Genomic DNA, 16,573 nt, shown 5'->3' with positions numbered 1-16,573 from the left:
TCTCCGGTTTCCTGCGCGCCCGGCTTGGCAAGGCAGCACTGAACTTGTAATGGCAGGCCAAAGAATGGGGCGCATTGCGGCGCTCAGCAACCGAAACGCGGCGTCACGGAATGGACGATGGCAGAAAAACCCGACGTGCTGGCGCCAGATGAGGCAGGGATATCCCGTGCCGCCGCGCACTTGCGCGCGGGCCGTTTGGTCGCCTTTCCGACAGAAACCGTCTACGGTCTGGGTGCGGATGCCCGCAACGGCGCGGCGGTCGCCGACATTTATGCGGCCAAGGGCCGGCCCAGCTTTAACCCGTTAATCGTCCACCTGCCGGATGTGACCGCGGCACGCGCCATTGCGCAGTGGTCTGATGCCGCGGAACTGCTGGCGCAGGCTTTCTGGCCCGGCCCGCTCAGCCTCGTGCTGCAACTGGCGTCCGGGCACGGGCTGTCGACGCTGGTCACGGCGGGTCTGGATACAGTGGCCCTTCGGGTCCCCGCGCATCCGGCGGCGACAAGGCTCTTGCGCGCCGCAGGCACGCCCGTCGCGGCGCCCTCGGCCAATCCGTCCGGCCGGATCAGCCCGACCACGGCAGCCCATGTGCTGGACGGTCTGGGCACCAAAATCGCCGCTGTTCTCGACGACGGCCCCTGCACAGTCGGGCTGGAAAGCACCATTATCGGCGTGTCGGGCGCGCCCACCCTGCTGCGCCCCGGCGGGCTGGCTGCCGAAGACATAGAAGCCGTCCTCGGCCACAGGCTGGCCCAACCGGTTGCGGGGGAAATTTCCGCACCGGGACAGATCAGTTCGCACTACGCACCGCAGGCGACCGTGCGCCTTGATGCGGCACAGGCGCAGGATGGCGAGGTTTTACTCGGGTTCGGCCCGATGCCATGCGACATCAACCTGTCAGAGGCAGGGGATCTGCGCGCGGCAGCCGCGAACCTTTTTGATGCGCTGCACCGGCTGGACGCACTGGGCCGTCCCATCGCGGTGGCACCCGTACCGCAACACGGGCTTGGCATCGCCATCAACGACCGCTTGCGCCGTGCCGCTGCGCCGCGCTAGGCGCGACCGGCAGCCGAGGACAGGCTGACAGGGTCGACCCCGATGCTTTCCAGCGCCGCCGACCATTTCTGCCCGGCCGGCACCTGAAACACCAGATTGCTCGGCGCATCCGCCGTCAGCCAGCCGTTGCGTGAAATTTCCTGCTCCAGCTGACCCGGCCCCCAACCGGCGTACCCGAGCATCATCAACGCCCGTTCCGGCCCCTTGCCATGCGCGATTTCTTCGAGAATATCGAGCGTTGCGGTCATGCCGAAGCTGTCGGAGATCTTCAGCGTGTGCAGGCTCGAACTGTACTCGCCGGAATGCAGAACGAACCCGCGCCCCGTTTCAACCGGCCCACCAAAGTGCACCTGCATCTCTTGAGCATCCTGCGTCGGTTCGATTTCCAATTGATCAAGCACATCGCTCATGCGCACATCCCGACTGGGCTTGTTGATAATCAACCCCATCGCGCCCTTGTCGGAATAGGAACAGATCAGAACCACGGAATGCTCAAATCGCGTGTCCCCCATGCCCGGCATGGCCACCAGCAATTTACCTTCGAGATCCAATGCGTCGTTCCTCAGATGCTGCCCGCACCTGCTCAGAATGACCCGCAGGCCGCAGGCGTGCAACCCAAAAGGCCAGATGCGACTGACACATCGCTGAACGGAACGTGACTTGGCATTTACCGCAGCCTCGCGCATATGAAAGACATGAAAAAGACTTGCGCATTTCTTGCCACGCTTGGCCTGCTTGCCCTGCCCGCCATGGCGCAGCAGGCTTTCGAGGTGCCTGTTGAGGGCTCGGTCCTGCCCGGTTGGGTACATGACAACGGCAGCCGCACTGCAGCGCTGCACCTCGAACTTGCACCGGGCTGGAAAACCTACTGGCGCGCGCCCGGAGATGCGGGCATCCCACCGCGGTTTGACTGGCGCGGCTCGTCAAATCTTGGCACGGTTGCGATTAGCTGGCCCACACCAAAGGTGTTTGACCTGAACGGCATGCGCTCTGTCGGCTACGAGAACGCACTGACCATCCCGCTTCAGATCACGCCCAAAACCGCCGGACAGCCAGTCCGTCTGCGCGCCCGGATGGAGCTTGGTATCTGCGCGGATGTTTGTATACCGCACGAACTGTCATTTGATGCGGTCATCGACAGCACAGAGACAAAGCCTGTGCCCGCGATTGCGGCGGCCTTGGCGCAGCGGCCCTACACCGCATCCGAAGCCGGAGTGCGCACAGCCACGTGCCGCATCAGTCCGACAGATGACGGGCTGCGGATCGAAGCGCAACTGACGATGCCGTCGGCAGGCGGGACCGAATATGTCGTGATCGAACCGGGCCCGGGTGACATCTGGGTGAGCGAAGCCGAAACCCGCCGGAACGGGAACAGCCTGATCGCTGTGTCGGAAATGATCGAAGTCAACGGCGGCACGATTGCGCTGGATCGTTCCGCAGTGCGCATCACCGTTCTGGGCGCTGCCCATGCGGTCGATATCCGCGGCTGCACCGCGGGCTAAACCGGCCGGCGCATCTGCTGGCGCAGCCCGACGGCCATGACGGCAAAAATGCCAATACAAATCGCTACAACCCCTGCCACGAACAAGGCCAGCGCAGCCTGAAGCGGGCCGCCCCAAGGCATCCACCCTGCAAGCGGAACAGGCAGAACGCCCGTGACAGCCGTCCACCCCAGTGTCACCGCGCCCCAGCACAGCACCAGACCCAATGCCGCTGCAATGCCCAAGCGCAAAGCGGGCAGCGGCGCGCGGAGGCCGCGACGCAAGGCGATGACATGGCGGGCAATATCCTGCTGCGCCGCAATCAGTGCCGGAACGACCAGCAACACCAGCACCATGCCAAAACCCAGACCGTAGACCAGCGTGATCACCGTCGGCTTGAGAAACTGGGCCTGACGGCTGGTTTCGAACAGCAACGGCATCATTCCAAGAACCGTAGTCAGCGTCGTCAGCAGCACCGGACGCAGCCGATCAGCCGCGCCATCGATGATCGAGGGCACAAGGCCCCTTTCGGCGGCGCGCTCGTCTATCGTTGTCACCAGAACAATGGAATCGTTGATGATGATCCCCGTCATGCCGAGCAAGCCAACAACAGTGAACATGCTCAGCGGCACGTCCCACGCATGGTGCCCGTAAATCGTACCCACGAGACCGAAAGGTATGATTGCCATGACCACCAGCGGACGCGTCCAACTGGCAAATATCCATGCCAGTACAAGGTAGATACCCGCCAGACACAACACCAACCCCGTCAGCGCGTCCTGCAGGAAACTGCTTTCATCCTCGGCGAGCCCTGCCATCTCCCATTCGACCTGATGGACCTCGGCGATCCGGGGCAAAATGTCCTCGGCAAGTGTCGTGCTGATCAAGCTTGCACGTTCCGGATCATCTTCGGAAATATCGCCTGTCACCGACACCACCCGCACGCCGTTCTCGCGGCGCACGGTGCCAAATCCCAGTCTGCTTTCAACGCTCACGATATCTGCCAGCGGCACATAAACGCCGTCAGGCGTGCGCATCTGCGTGCGCTCCAGAAAATCTGCGGTCAACTCTCCTTGCGGCATTTCCACCCTGATCTCGGCACTGCGTGGCCCGTCCGGATAGGTCGCCGCCTCAATCCCCCCAAGCCGGTTGCGCAACGCGCGGCCCAGCGCGTCAATGTCAAATCCCAGCGCCTGGCCGCGCGCGGTAAGATCGAGGATCAGTTCCACCTTGTCGAAAGCCAGATTATCCTCCACGCCCGAGACTTCGGGAAACGGCAACACCGCCTCCTGCAAGGCAAGGCTTGCCGCCTTGAGCGTGTCAGGATCTGCCCCCGAAAAGCGCACGTCAAGCGCGTCTCCGCCCGGGCCGGACCGCGACCCGCGGAACCCGGCTGTCTCTACAAGCGGATGCCGCTCCAACCGGTCCTGCAGATCGCCGACAAAAGCAAATGCGGAATAGGGCCGCTCTTCGGCATCGATCAGGTCAACCGAAATGCCCCCAAGCAGATCTCTGTCCTTGTTCTCCACACCGGAAAGACCACGTCCGGCGTTGCCGCCGATCTCGGCGATGGCAAAGGTGACAGGGTGCACACCATACTCTTGCGCGTATTCGGCCCCCACCTCCTCGACCACGCGCTGAAATGCCTGCATCATTTCCAGCGAGTCTTCGCGGCTGGCGCTGTCAAGCATGGCAAAATTACCCGTGATCGTGCCGCGTTCGGGCGCATTGAAAAATCGCCACTGCACATCGCCGCGGATAAACACCGCAACCTGACTGGCAAGAATGACGACAACCCCCGCCAGCACCGCATAGCGGGCCGAGATGACCCCGGCCATCATGGGACGAAACGCACGATCGCGGATCACCTCAAAGCCACGGTTCACCTGACGGCTCGGCCAGTCGTACCACCGCTCCTTGGCGCGCGCGGCCAGCGCATGCGCCATATGGTTGGGCAGGATCAGAAAGCACTCCACAAGCGAGGCCACCAGAACCGCAATCACGGTCAGCGGGATATCTTCGATCAGCGCACCAAACCGTCCGCCGATGGCAACCAGCCCGTAAAAGGCGATCACCGTGGTCAGTGTCGCGGCAAAAACCGGCATGGCCATACGCCGCGCTGCGTTCTCGGCCGCATTGACCGGCGCCTCGCCCAGCTGCCGCGCGCGATAATCCGCGTGTTCGCCAACGACAATCGCGTCATCGACCACGATGCCCAGCGTGATAATCAGCCCAAACAACGAGATCATGTTAAGCGTCAGACCACCCAAATACATGATCGCGATGGCCGCCATCATCGCCGCAGGGATACCCGCAGCGACCCACAGCGCCGTGCGCGCGTTGAGGAACAGAAACAGCAGGCAGATCACCAGCCCCAGACCGGTCAGCCCGTTGTCTACAAGAATGTCGAGCCTGCTCGAAATGGCCTCGGCCCGCGTGCGTATGAGGTCGACAGACGCACCCTGCGGCAACCGCTGCTGAAAGGTGTCAGCCACACGCTGCACGGTGGCCTGAATGTCGATGGCATCACCACCGGCAGAGCGATCCACGCGAATGGACACAGCCGGATCGTCTCCGACGAAATAACTGCGCTCGCGGTTCGTGCCATAGCGCGTGATCCGGCCCACATCGGCCACCGTCAGTTTGGCCCCGTCGTCAAAACTGCGCAGAACGATGCCACCGATTTGCGACGGATCACGCTTGTCGGTGCCCGTGCGCACCCTCGCATTCGCACCCTCAACATCCCCCGCCGGATCAGCGGTTACTTCGGCGGCGATGCGGTCGGCAATTTCTGCCATGGTGATGTCATGGGCGATAAGGTTGCGCGCCGGCACTTCCACAACGGTCTGCGGCGCAACGACGCCGCGCAGCGTCGTCTGCGTCACACCGGCCGCAAACAGACGGGTGTTCAACTCGTCGGCGAAAAAACCGATCTGTGCCGCATCGACAGGCCCCGAGATGACCACATCGGTCACGCGGTCGCGCCACACCGCGCGTTCTACCCGCGGGGTGTCGATGTCCTCGGGCAACTCGGTGATGGCATCGACCGCTGCCTGAACGTCATCAACTGCCTGCGCCATGTCCCAGTCAGGTTCAAACGTGATGTAAAGGCCGCCAAAACCGTCGCGCGCCGTGGCCGACGTGCTCTCGATCCCGGACACCGACGCAATGGCAGGCTCCATGATCTGAATGATCCCGCGGTCCACGTCTTCGGCACTGGCACCGTCCCAGTTGGTGGTTACATTCACATTCTGCAAAACCACGTCGGGGAAAAACTGGGTGCGCATGTTGGGCAGCGAAAACGCCCCGGCAAGCAGGATCACCACCAGCAGCAAGTTGGCCAGTGTCCGGTGCCGCGTAAAATACGACAGCAGACCGTCGGCCGAATGCGGGATCGGACGGATCACCAGCCTCAGCCTCCCATCCGGCTTTCAATCCGCCGCACTACCTCTGCGGGGACCTGACGCTCTGCCAGCTGTGCCAGTACCCGCGCCTTCGCCTCTGCAGGCATCCGCTGGTTTTCCTCGACAAAGGCGACCAGCGCGGCCCGGCGCGCATCAGTAAGTTCAAGCATCGCGGCCTGCTCAGGCGCGGGTTCGGTCTCTTCTGTCTCGGGGCGGACAGGGCGCACCGCGATGCCGGGCCCCAGAAGCGGCGATGTTTCGCGAACCACTTCGCGCCCATCCAGTGTGTCTGCACGGACCAGCACGTCGTTGCCCTGCCGCCGCACCAATGTGACCGGCAGCGCCTCCAGCCTGTCACCTTCGCCCAGCACCAGAACGCGCCGTTCATCATCAAGGGCGGAGGATGGCAGGCGCACCACACTGTCGATCGTGGGCTCTTGCACGATCACGGTCACGAAATCACCGGGACGAAACCCCGCCGACTGCGTCAGCCGCGCATACACCAGCCGACCGCTCTGGCCTTCGCCGGCCGCAGCACTGACGCGCGACAACCGCCCCTGTGCGAGAATATCCACGCCCGTCACGTCAAGGCTCACAGTGACCGGCGCCGGGATAAGTGCGCCAGTGCCATCGATCAGGCGACTGTACTGCGCGGTTGAGACGCGAAAGGCGACTTCCAGATCCGAGGGATCGATCAGGTCGGCCAGCCGTTCGTTGATGCCGACCAGCCCGCCTTCAACCGCCGTCGTGTCGCTGATGGTGCCGGCAAAGGGTGCGGACAGCGTGGTATCTGCCAGATCACGTTCCGCTTCTGCCAAGGCAATCTCTGCGCGCGCCAGCTGCGTTTCGGCCTGATCGACGCGCGCCTCAGCCGTTGCCGCCGCCTGACGGCGGGCCAGAACAACGGCGCGCGCTGCCGCCGCTGCCAGTTCTGCATCTTCTACAGCCGCTGACGTCCCGACGCCCCGGCCTGACAAATCCTGCTGTCGAATGAATGCGCGTTCACGCAGGCTCGCCTGATCTTCTGCGGCGCGGACCTCTTCGCGCGCCAGATCCAGACCGCGCGCGGCATCGCGCACTTCGGCGCGGGCATCCGCCAAATCTGCCGTGGCCCGGTCGAACGCCGACTGCGCATCCGCCGGATCAATGGTGACAAGCACCTCTCCGGCCGCGACTGTCCCACCCTCTTCAAATCCGTCCGACAATGATACGATACGCCCCGCAACCGCCGCCCGTACTTCCAGTGTGCGCCGCGATGCGATCTCGCCAAAGGTCTCCAGAACCGGGTCGGCCTGCCCTGTCCGAGCAGTCACAAGGTTTACGACGAATACGCGCTCGGCATGGCGCGCGGGCGGCCCATCATCCGACAGGCGTGTCTGCACCGCCCCGCCGATGATCTGCACAGCATAGACCAGCAGGCCCAGCGTCAACGCTGTCCAGAACACACCAGCTATACTTTGGCGCAAAAAACGCATACCGCCATCATCCTCTTGCCCGGAGCAGGATACCCGATAAACCTAAGTCCCCGCCAGAAAATACCAAGCCTTCAAAGATGTTACGCACAAAGGCGTTACTTCCGTCGCTCGCTTTCGGTCAATCGCGGGAAAATTTCGATGAAATTGCAGGGCCTGTGGCGGTAATCCAGCTGTTTGGCCAGTATTTCATCCCACGCATCCTTGCAGGCGCCCGGGCTGCCGGGCAGCGCGAAAAGGTAGGTGCCCTGCGCGACACCGCCGGTTGCCCGGCTCTGCACCGCGCTGGTACCGATCTTCTGCATCGAGACGATGGTGAATACCGTGCCAAAAGCGTCGATTTCCTTTTCGTAAACATCGCGATGCGCTTCGACCGTGACATCACGACCGGTCAGCCCTGTGCCGCCGGTCGAGATCACAACGTCCACACCGCTGTCGGCACACCACGCGCGCAACTGATCGGCAATGGCCGCGCGCTCGTCTGGCAGAATGCGCCGGTCGGCCAACGTGTGACCCGCCTCGGTCAGCCGCGACACCAGCACGTCACCGGAACGGTCCTGCGACAAATCGCGACTGTCCGAAACTGTCAGAACGGCGATGCGCGCGGCAATGAATTTCTCTGTCTCGTCGATACGGCTCATATCTCAGGTTCTCTCCAATAGCGCCAATCGGGCCGCGAGGGCCGTGAAAATGCCAGCGGTGATGATGTCGAGCATCCGGTGGCCGCGCGCCAACCGGTGCCCGAGGGTACCCGCAAACACGCCGACCAGCCCGTTGATGACAAAGCCGCCGACGCCGATGACCGCGCCGAAAACAAGAAATTGCCCAAGCACCGGCCCCGCCTCGGGCACAACAAACTGCGGCACGAAAGCCAGCACAAAGAGGATCACCTTCGGGTTGGTCAGGTTCACGAACAGCCCCGCCCGAAAAGCCTGCGCGGTCGAGACGGCCCTGGCCGCCGCGACACCCTCCGCGTGCTCTACCGGACGGCGCAAAGCCGCAGCCGCCAGCCATAGCAGATAGCCGACACCTATCCAGCGGATCAGGTCAAAGGCGACAGGCAGGCGCGCCAGCACCGCCGCCAGCCCCAGCCCCGCCAGCGCGACATGTACCATGCCACCCAGCGCCACACCGGCGCTTGCGGCCCAGGCCGCAGATGTACCGTTGCGCAAACCCTGTCCGAGACAGAACATCATGTCCGCCCCCGGTGTCATGTTCAGTGCAAGTGCGGCCGGCACGAATGCCGCAAGGGTCAGCGGATCAACCATCGTTCAACCGCGCTCTAAGGCTCAGCAGATCGGCCCATGCCTCGCGTTTGGCCGCCGGGTTGCGCAGCAAATACGCGGGGTGAAACATCGGCAGGGTCGGGACCCCGCAGCTTTCAGTCCACGCGCCGCGTAACCGGGTAATTCCCCGCTTGCCCAAAAGCGCCTGAGCCGAGATGTTCCCCATGATCACCAGTACCTCAGGCGCGGCCAGCGCGATGTGACGCTCCAGAAAGGGGCGCATCATTGCAATCTCGTCCGGGCTCGGGTCCCGGTTTTGCGGGGGGCGCCACGGCAGAACATTGGTAATGTAGACGGGCGATTCCGCATTCGCGCGTCCCAGATCAATCGCCGCGAGCATCGCATCCAGAAGCTGTCCTGCCTTGCCGACAAATGGCCGGCCTTGCAGGTCTTCGTCACGGCCCGGCGCCTCGCCCACAATCATGACCCGCGCCTGCGGGTCCCCGTCCGAAAACACCAGATTGCGCGCGCCCCGCTTGAGCGGGCAGTGCTCGAACCCGGCAAGCGCCGCGCGCAGCCCGTCAAGATCGGCCGCCGCGCGTGCCGCCTGCGTCGCCACCGCCACCGCATCTACCGACTGCGCCTCGGGCGGTGTCTCTGCCATGGCGGCACGACCCGCAGGTGCCGGTGACGCGGCCTTGGCCTTCGCCGGTTTCGCTTGTTTGTCGGGCAGTTGATAGCGATCAACCGGCGCGTCCGCGATGGCATCCGTCGCCCCCAGTTCGATCTGCCAGTTCAAAAGCGCAAGCGCGTGGTGAAATTCCGCTGATTCCATTCCGCCACTCTAGGCCGCACCGCGACGGAGTTGAACACCCACCTGCCTGCTTGCCCCCCGCGTTTGTGCTCCTTATAACGTGGCAAATCACCAAAGGTCGCCGCCTCATGACGTTTCCGCATCGCCACCTGCTCGGGATAGAAGCCCTGCGGCCCGAGGAAATCACCACATTGCTGGATCTGGCCGATGCCTATGCCGCGCTCAACCGGCAACCGGACAAGCATGCCGATGCGCTGGCCGGCCTGACACAGATCAACATGTTTTTCGAAAACTCCACCCGTACGCAGGCGAGTTTCGAGATCGCGGGCAAACGGCTCGGCGCGGACGTCATGAATATGGCGATGCAGGCTTCTTCGGTGAAAAAAGGTGAAACGCTGATCGACACCGCGCTGACGCTTAACGCCATGCACCCTGACCTGCTGGTTGTGCGGCATCCGCACTCAGGCGCGGTGGACCTGCTTGCTCAAAAGGTCAACTGCGCCGTGCTCAATGCAGGCGACGGGCGGCACGAACACCCCACGCAGGCACTGCTGGACGCGCTGACCATCCGCCGCGCCAAGGGACGGTTGCACCGCCTGTCGATCGCCATATGTGGCGATATCGCGCATAGCCGCGTCGCGCGCTCCAACATCATGCTGCTGGGCAAGATGGAAAACCGTATCCGGCTGATCGGCCCGCCTACCCTGCTGCCTTCGGGCATTGACGAGTTTGGCGTCGAGGTCTTTGACCGGATGGAAGAAGGGCTCAAAGATGTTGACGTGGTTATGATGCTGCGACTTCAGAAAGAGCGCATGGACGGCGGATTTATCCCTTCCGAGCGTGAATACTACCACCGCTACGGGCTGGACGCCGAAAAGCTCGCCTACGCCAAATCCGACGCGATTGTGATGCACCCCGGCCCGATGAACCGCGGGGTCGAAATCGACGGCACACTGGCCGACGACATCAACCGGTCGGTCATTCAGGATCAAGTGGAAATGGGGGTCGCCGTCCGCATGGCCGCGATGGACCTGCTGGCGCAAAACCTGCGCATGACGCGGAAAGGGGTGGCATGAGCCAGAGCATCACCGTGCCCAAAGGCGAAAGCGGCGTGATCCGTGTTTTTGCCGTCAACCGCAACCCGGTGGAAATGGAGGTCGCGCTCTCCCGCCAGCCCAAGCCGGACCTTGCTCGCGAATTGCTGAATGCTCCGCATCTGAACACCATCGGCACCGAGATTTTTCCGGTCAAGGACCTCGATGGGGTCGGGCTGGCCGGTTACCTCTCGGAAGGCTACGCCGTATCCAAGGCGCAACTGGACGCTGACCGCGCCAAGCTCGAGGCGCTGGACGCCTACGTGCTTTTACTGTTTTCCAACAGCTTCGCGGGTCAGGCGGCCTCACTCACTGTGGGCCCGGACCTCACACTGATCGGCGCTTATGGCGAAATTCAGCCCGACAACAGTGCCACACCGCTGTCGGCGGACAGCGCGGCCCCCTACACGGGCACTGGCGCCCCGCCGGTTCCGGTATCAGAACGACGGGGTAACTTTTTGCCGATCGCCATTGTGGTGATGGTCGCCATGGCCGTGCTTTGGTGGATACTGACATAATGCAGGACTGCGCGACATGACCGACCCGAAAGACCCAAAAATGTCCGGGCGCATCGCAATGGTGGCCCTGATCCTCGCTTTTGCCCTTGTGGGCCTGATGATCTGGGTGGCTGGCTGACCATGACTGACCTGACCTTCACGAACGTGCATGTGATTGATCCCGAAGCACAAAAAGTAACGTTCGGCGCGGTAACAATTTCTTCAGGAAAAATTCGACAAGTCTTTGATAACAAAGAGAATCAGTTTCGCGGCGAAACCGGGCGCGTCATTGATGGCGCGGGCAAGTACCTCGCGCCCGGTCTTGTCGATCTCGGCGTCAAGGTCTGCGAACCGGGCGAGCGCCACAAAGAAAGCTACCGCTCGGCAGGTCGGGCGGCGGCGGCAGGCGGTGTCACCACGATCATCACCCGCCCCGATACGACCCCCGCTATCGACAGCCCCGAGACGCTCGAATTCGTGACCCGCCGCGCGAATGAAGCCGCGCCGGTCCATGTACGTCCGATGGCGGCGCTGACCAAGGGGCGCAAAGGCACCGAGATGACCGAGATCGGTTTTTTGATGGACGCGGGCGCAGTCGCCTTTACCGATTGCGACAGGGTCGTGACCAACACAAAGGTTTTTTCGAGGGCGCTGACCTACGCCCGCAGTCTGGGCGCTCTGGTTATCGCGCATCCGCAGGATCCGGGACTGAGTGCCGGGGCGGCGGCAACCTCGGGAAAATTTGGCTCGCTGCGCGGCCTGCCCGCAGTCTCGCCCATGGCCGAGCGGATGGCGCTGGATCGCGACATGGCTCTCGTCGAAATGACTGGCGCGCGGTATCACGCCGATCAGATCACAACCGCCCGCGCCCTGCCCGCGCTAGAGCGTGCAAAGGCAAACGGGCTCGATGTAACTGCCGGCACCTCGATCCACCATCTCACGCTCAACGCGCTCGACGTTGCGGACTATCGCACCTTCTTCAAGCTTAAGCCGCCACTGCGCGACGAACAGGACCGCCTCGCCGTCGCCGAGGCCATCAAGTCCGGGCTGATCGATGTAATTTCTTCGATGCACACACCACAGGACGAAGAAAGCAAACGCCTGCCTTTTGAAGAGGCCGCCTCCGGCGCGGTTGCGCTCGAGACGCTGCTGCCTGCGGCCATGCGGCTGTACCACGCAGGGCTGATCGATCTGCCAGCGCTGTGGCGCGCCATGTCGCTGAACCCGGCCCGGCGTCTGGGGCTGGATACAGGGCGTATGGCCGCCGGAGCACCAGCCGATCTGGTGCTCTTTGACCCCGATGCGCCGTTTTTGATGGACCGGAGCACATTGCGCTCGAAATCGCGCAACACGCCTTTTGACGGTGCGCGCATGCAGGGCCGCGTGCTTGCAACATATGTGGCGGGCGTACCCGTTTATGAAAGAGCGACATGAGCTACGAACAAACCTTTTTGTCTCTCATCGCCCTTTGGCTTGGCCTCGGGTACCTCATCGGTTCAATTCCCTTTGGCCTCGTGCTGGCAAGACTCATGGGGCTCGGCAATCTGCGCGACATCGGATCGGGCAACATCGGCGCAACCAATGTGCTGCGAACGGGCAGCAAGCTTGCGGCTGCGCTGACGTTGTTGCTTGACGGTGGCAAGGGCGCGCTTGCCGTGGTGCTTGCCAATACGATTACAGGCGGTGATCTGGGGCTTTTCGCAGGGTTGGGCGCGATGATCGGCCATTGCTATCCCATCTGGCTGCGGTTTGCCGGCGGCAAAGGCGTGGCCACGTTTCTTGGCATAATGCTGGCGCTCAATTTCTGGGCCGGGCTGGGATGCTGCGCGGCATGGCTGGTCGGCGCGCTAAGCACCCGTATCTCGTCGATGGGCGCGCTGGTTTCCGCCATCGCCGCCGTACCGTTGATGTATCTGCTGCACAGTCCTGAAGCTGCGGTCGTCGCCGCCCTTCTAGCTGCGTTGATCTACTGGCGGCACCGCAGCAACATCGCCCGCATCCGGGCAGGCACAGAGCCGAAGATCGGTCAAAAGGGGTGACGGCAGCATCTGCCGGTTTCATAGCGGCACTGGATGCGCTGCCGGAAGGCAGCACGCGTGGCACCGCCCACGGTGTAACCTATGTCGCCAGCAAAACGACGTTTAACGGCGGGAAATCGGTCAAGCTGGTGGCGGAGGAACTGGGCGGTCAGGACTACATCAGCCTTAACCTTTATCGGCTGACTGCAGGCGCCCGGGTTTACCCTTGTGAGATGCCCGCAGCCAAGGTCGTCCGGTTTGTCCTCGCATTCAGCCCGGATCAACTGGCGGGGTAGCTACCGTCGGGGCCGTGCACCTCATCGCCCTGAAGCGCGGGCGAGAAAACGCAGATCAGGCGCAACGGCGCATCCCCGGTAACTTCAACTCTGTGAGGTTCGTGGCTGTCCGGTGCGTAAAGCACGCCGGGTTCGATCACATGAGACACCCCTGTCTCGGTTTCGGTCACGACGCCGGCGCCGCCAATGCAATAACACGCCTCGATGTGATTAAGGTATTGCAGATCGAGCGAGGCACCGGGCAGCACCTGCGTTTCGGTCATCGAAAACCCCATGCCATCCGACTTTACCAACAGCCGCAAGCTGGTCCAACCCGGCCCTGCCGCATCTCTGGATCCACCCGCCAGTTCTGACTTTCGCGCAATGATCATGGCATACCCTTTCGGCTGTCGCACAAATCAGCGTTGCACGTCTTGCGCACGCGTGCCAGCCTGCAAGGCATGACAAAATCACTCACCAGCCCCGACGGAACACCGGCAAGCCGCTTTGCCTTTGGTACCATGCAGTTTGGCGGGCGCGCTGACGCCACCGCCTCGCGCGATATGTACGATGCCGCACTTGAAGCCGGCATTACCCATTTCGACACTGCCTATGTCTACAACGACGGGCGGTCGGAAGAACTGCTCGGCAGCTTTCTGGGCACCGAGCGCGATCGGCTCATCATCGCGACCAAGGCGGCCTACTCGGGCGGCGGCTCGCGCCAGAACATCCACGATTCTTTTGAAACCTCGCGCAAACGGCTCGGTCTCGACGTCATCGACGTCCTTTATATGCATCGGTATGATCCCGACACGGATTTGCACGAAAGCATCGAAGCACTGGCCGATCTGAAACACGCGGGTCGCATCCGTTACATCGGCGTGTCCAATTTCGCGGCGTGGCAGGTGGTGAAAGCCATTTGCATCGGTGCGAAGTTTGACGTCGCCATAGATATCCTGCAGCCGATGTACAATCTGGTAAAACGGCAGGCGGAGGTGGAAATTCTGCCGATGTGCGCCGATCAGGGCGTGGCCTGCGCGCCCTATTCACCGTTGGGCGGCGGTTTGCTCACCGGAAAGTACGCCAAAGATGCAGGCAAGGGACGTCTGGCAGAGGACACGGGCTACGCCACAAGATACGGCCCCGCATGGATGCACGAGGCAGCAATCGCGCTTTCGGCGCTGGCTTCCGAGATAGGACAGAACCCCGCAACACTTGCCGTGGCTTGGGCTGCCGCCCATCCCAGCGGGCCGACGCCGATCATTTCGGCGCGCTCGGCGGAACAGTTGCAGCCGTCGCTTGCAGCGCTTGATTTCGACATGACACCCGAACTTTATGCGCGCATGGCCGCTCTGACGCCCACGCCGCCGCCCGCTACAGACAGGCTCGAAGAGCAGGGATGACCCGTATCGTCGTGATTGGCGGCGGTATCGCGGGGCTGTCAGCCGCCGCCGCGCTGTCGCGAGACGCTGAAGTGACGCTGCTCGAAGCCGAAGACGCGCTGGGGTATCACAGTTCGGGACGGTCCGCCGCGCTGATCGAACAAAACTACGGTGCGGCGTCCGTTCAGGTGTTGAACAGGGCGAGTTTCGGGCCGCTTCAGGAGGGCGGATACCTCAGCCCACGGGGGTTGCTGATCGTCGGGCGCTCGCATGAGAAAGCCGCCTTTGCCGCCGACATGGACACCCTTGGCACAGTGCGTATCACCCTTGACGAAGCCCGCGCATTCGTGCCGGTGCTGGACCCGAGCGTCGTGACCGATGCGGGGTATCACGCCGAAGCCTTCGACATCGACACCGACCGCCTGCTGCAGGACTTCGCACGACAGGTGCGCCTGCAAGGTGGCACGCTGGTCACTGGCGCGCAGGTGACCGGGCTGTGCCGCGCGGCGGGGCACTGGCAGGTGACAAGCGGCGAAAAAACATACAGCGCGGATATCCTGATCAACGCTGCGGGCGCGTGGGCCGATGGCATTGCAAAGATGGCAGGTGTTCGACCGCTTGGGATTGTTCCGCATCGTCGGTCAATGGCCCGCATCCCCGCCCCGGACGCGCATGAGGTCAGCACATGGCCGATGTTCTTTGGCGTCGGCGAAACATGGTACGCAAAACCGGATGCGGGAGCGCTGCTGGTGTCACCCGCCGATGAAGACCCGACCGAGCCGCATGATGCGTGGGCCGATGACATGACTCTGGCCGAAGGGTTGGCGCGTTACAGCGAGGTTGTTACAACACAGGTCACGCGGATGCTGGCAAACTGGGCCGGTCTGCGCAGTTTTGCGCCGGACCGCACGCTGGTTCTGGGGCCGGACCCGGACTGCCCGACGTTTGTCTGGTGCGCAGGTCAGGGAGGATACGGGATCCAGACGAGCTTTGCCGCCGCGCGGCTCGTGGCTGACCTGGTGCTCGGCCGCACATCCGGCCTGCCCCCTGAAACAGTGGCCGCTTTGAAACCCGACAGGTTGAGACCATGAAAGGCAAGCTTCCCAAAACCGCAAGTGTGGCAACAGCCGCCGAGGGGGCAAAGCTGCATGCTCCTGCCGCTGCCCGCAACGCCGAAGTACTGACGGCACTGATCGCGAACCATGCGCCCCCGTCTGGTCGGGCACTGGAAATAGCCAGCGGCACCGGCCAGCATGTGCAGGCTTTTGCGACGGCGCTGCCAGCAATTGATTGGTACCCCACTGAGATTGCCGCGGACAGGATCGCCAGCATCAACGCCTATGGTGCCGAGGCTGGTCTGGCCAATCTGCGCCCCGCGCGCATTCTGGATGCAGCCGCGCCGCGCTGGCCGGACGATATGGAAACGTTTGAACTGGTCGTGCTGGTGAACCTGGTGCACCTGATCAGCGCAAAGGCGGCGTGTAATGTCGTGAGCAACGCCTTGTCCTGTCTGTCAGCCGGCGGCAGGTTCATTCTTTACGGCCCGTTCAAGCGGGATGGACAGCTGACCAGCGAAGGCGACAAGCGTTTTGACGCTGACCTGCGGGCGGCGGACCCTGCTATCGGCTACAAGAACGATGAGGAAGTGCGCGCGTGGCTTGCCGCCGCCGGAGCGACAGCAGTCGAGATTTTCGAGATGCCCGCAAACAATCTGGCATTCGTTGCCAGAAGGTAATGCCTGCGAACGCGCGCCCATCGATATCCGGACTGGCCCCGCCAACACCGCCACTCAGCCCAAGCCTCTGCCGCCCCACCGCGGGTTTCGGGGGCTAGTCTTGGTCAACGAGGTATTGC

The 16,573-nt window shown here is 63.0% G+C and carries 17 protein-coding genes; 10 read left to right on the top strand and 7 right to left on the bottom strand.

Going from position 1 to position 16,573, the window contains the following annotated elements:
• Positions 1–117 precede the first annotated feature (117 nt).
• Positions 118–1,056 (top strand): L-threonylcarbamoyladenylate synthase, encoded by a 939-nt coding sequence (locus tag AC2D8V_RS04005; RefSeq protein WP_484732221.1) that lies wholly within the window; start codon positions 118–120, stop codon positions 1,054–1,056.
• Here the strand turns inward: AC2D8V_RS04005 and AC2D8V_RS04000 are convergent.
• Complete coding sequence (locus tag AC2D8V_RS04000; RefSeq protein ID WP_484732653.1) at positions 1,053–1,607, bottom strand: YqgE/AlgH family protein; 555 nt, start codon at positions 1,605–1,607, stop codon at positions 1,053–1,055. The two genes, AC2D8V_RS04005 and AC2D8V_RS04000, sit on opposite strands and share 4 nt — an antisense overlap.
• Before the next feature lie 144 nt (positions 1,608–1,751).
• Between AC2D8V_RS04000 and AC2D8V_RS03995 the strand changes: the two genes are divergently transcribed.
• Positions 1,752–2,558 carry a protein-disulfide reductase DsbD domain-containing protein gene (locus tag AC2D8V_RS03995; RefSeq protein WP_484732220.1) on the top strand — a complete coding sequence of 269 codons (807 nt, stop codon included), beginning with the start codon at positions 1,752–1,754 and terminating at the stop codon, positions 2,556–2,558.
• Here AC2D8V_RS03995 and AC2D8V_RS03990 read toward each other — a convergent pair.
• The 5 genes from AC2D8V_RS03990 to AC2D8V_RS03970 all read right to left on the bottom strand — a co-directional run bounded on the left by AC2D8V_RS03990 (position 2,555) and on the right by AC2D8V_RS03970 (position 9,474).
• Positions 2,555–5,944 carry an efflux RND transporter permease subunit gene (locus AC2D8V_RS03990; protein WP_484732219.1) on the bottom strand — a complete coding sequence of 1,130 codons (3,390 nt, stop codon included), beginning with the start codon at positions 5,942–5,944 and terminating at the stop codon, positions 2,555–2,557. The genes AC2D8V_RS03995 and AC2D8V_RS03990 overlap by 4 nt on opposite strands.
• 5 nt (positions 5,945–5,949) lie before the next feature.
• Positions 5,950–7,416 (bottom strand): efflux RND transporter periplasmic adaptor subunit, encoded by a 1,467-nt coding sequence (locus AC2D8V_RS03985; RefSeq protein ID WP_484732218.1) that lies wholly within the window; start codon positions 7,414–7,416, stop codon positions 5,950–5,952.
• Positions 7,417–7,511: 95 nt separating this feature from the next.
• Positions 7,512–8,054, bottom strand: a complete 543-nt coding sequence (gene moaB, locus AC2D8V_RS03980; protein ID WP_484732217.1) for a molybdenum cofactor biosynthesis protein B — start codon at positions 8,052–8,054, stop codon at positions 7,512–7,514.
• A gap of 3 nt (positions 8,055–8,057) precedes the next feature.
• Complete coding sequence (locus AC2D8V_RS03975; protein WP_484732216.1) at positions 8,058–8,681, bottom strand: LysE family translocator; 624 nt, start codon at positions 8,679–8,681, stop codon at positions 8,058–8,060.
• Positions 8,674–9,474 (bottom strand): uracil-DNA glycosylase, encoded by an 801-nt coding sequence (locus AC2D8V_RS03970; protein ID WP_484732215.1) that lies wholly within the window; start codon positions 9,472–9,474, stop codon positions 8,674–8,676. Before AC2D8V_RS03970 ends, AC2D8V_RS03975 begins: the two co-directional genes overlap by 8 nt.
• Positions 9,475–9,581: 107 nt before the next feature.
• Here AC2D8V_RS03970 and AC2D8V_RS03965 point away from each other — a divergent pair, with 107 nt between their 5' ends.
• From AC2D8V_RS03965 to AC2D8V_RS03945, 5 genes are all read left to right on the top strand, one after another.
• Positions 9,582–10,529, top strand: coding sequence for an aspartate carbamoyltransferase catalytic subunit (locus tag AC2D8V_RS03965; protein ID WP_484732214.1), 948 nt, complete (start codon positions 9,582–9,584; stop codon positions 10,527–10,529).
• On the top strand, positions 10,526–11,065 hold the full coding sequence (locus AC2D8V_RS03960; RefSeq protein ID WP_484732213.1) for a hypothetical protein: 540 nt from the start codon (positions 10,526–10,528) through the stop codon (positions 11,063–11,065). Before AC2D8V_RS03965 ends, AC2D8V_RS03960 begins: the two co-directional genes overlap by 4 nt.
• Before the next feature lie 120 nt (positions 11,066–11,185).
• Positions 11,186–12,478 (top strand): dihydroorotase, encoded by a 1,293-nt coding sequence (pyrC, locus tag AC2D8V_RS03955; RefSeq protein WP_484732212.1) that lies wholly within the window; start codon positions 11,186–11,188, stop codon positions 12,476–12,478.
• Positions 12,475–13,083, top strand: coding sequence for a glycerol-3-phosphate 1-O-acyltransferase PlsY (gene plsY / locus AC2D8V_RS03950; RefSeq protein WP_484732211.1), 609 nt, complete (start codon positions 12,475–12,477; stop codon positions 13,081–13,083). The genes pyrC and plsY overlap by 4 nt, the downstream gene beginning before the upstream one ends.
• Positions 13,080–13,358, top strand: coding sequence for a hypothetical protein (locus AC2D8V_RS03945; protein WP_484732210.1), 279 nt, complete (start codon positions 13,080–13,082; stop codon positions 13,356–13,358). The genes plsY and AC2D8V_RS03945 overlap by 4 nt, the downstream gene beginning before the upstream one ends.
• On the opposite strand, the gene AC2D8V_RS03940 is transcribed toward AC2D8V_RS03945, so the two are convergent.
• The gene (locus AC2D8V_RS03940; protein ID WP_484732209.1) at positions 13,343–13,729 is read right to left on the bottom strand and encodes an ectoine synthase; all 387 of its coding nucleotides are present in this window, start codon (positions 13,727–13,729) and stop codon (positions 13,343–13,345) included. The two genes, AC2D8V_RS03945 and AC2D8V_RS03940, sit on opposite strands and share 16 nt — an antisense overlap.
• Before the next feature lie 69 nt (positions 13,730–13,798).
• Here AC2D8V_RS03940 and AC2D8V_RS03935 point away from each other — a divergent pair, with 69 nt between their 5' ends.
• From AC2D8V_RS03935 to AC2D8V_RS03925, 3 genes are read left to right on the top strand one after another with little or no spacing between them, the layout of a single operon-like run.
• The gene (locus tag AC2D8V_RS03935; protein ID WP_484732208.1) at positions 13,799–14,740 is read left to right on the top strand and encodes an aldo/keto reductase; all 942 of its coding nucleotides are present in this window, start codon (positions 13,799–13,801) and stop codon (positions 14,738–14,740) included.
• Positions 14,737–15,810, top strand: coding sequence for an NAD(P)/FAD-dependent oxidoreductase (locus AC2D8V_RS03930; RefSeq protein WP_484732207.1), 1,074 nt, complete (start codon positions 14,737–14,739; stop codon positions 15,808–15,810). Before AC2D8V_RS03935 ends, AC2D8V_RS03930 begins: the two co-directional genes overlap by 4 nt.
• Positions 15,807–16,454 (top strand): DUF938 domain-containing protein, encoded by a 648-nt coding sequence (locus AC2D8V_RS03925; protein ID WP_484732206.1) that lies wholly within the window; start codon positions 15,807–15,809, stop codon positions 16,452–16,454. The genes AC2D8V_RS03930 and AC2D8V_RS03925 overlap by 4 nt, the downstream gene beginning before the upstream one ends.
• Positions 16,455–16,573 lie beyond the last annotated feature (119 nt).

It is taken from the genome of Roseobacter sp. YIN89, from assembly GCF_057219365.1.
Note: the sequence above shows the minus strand (reverse complement) of the source record. Positions and strands in the feature narration are given on the sequence as shown.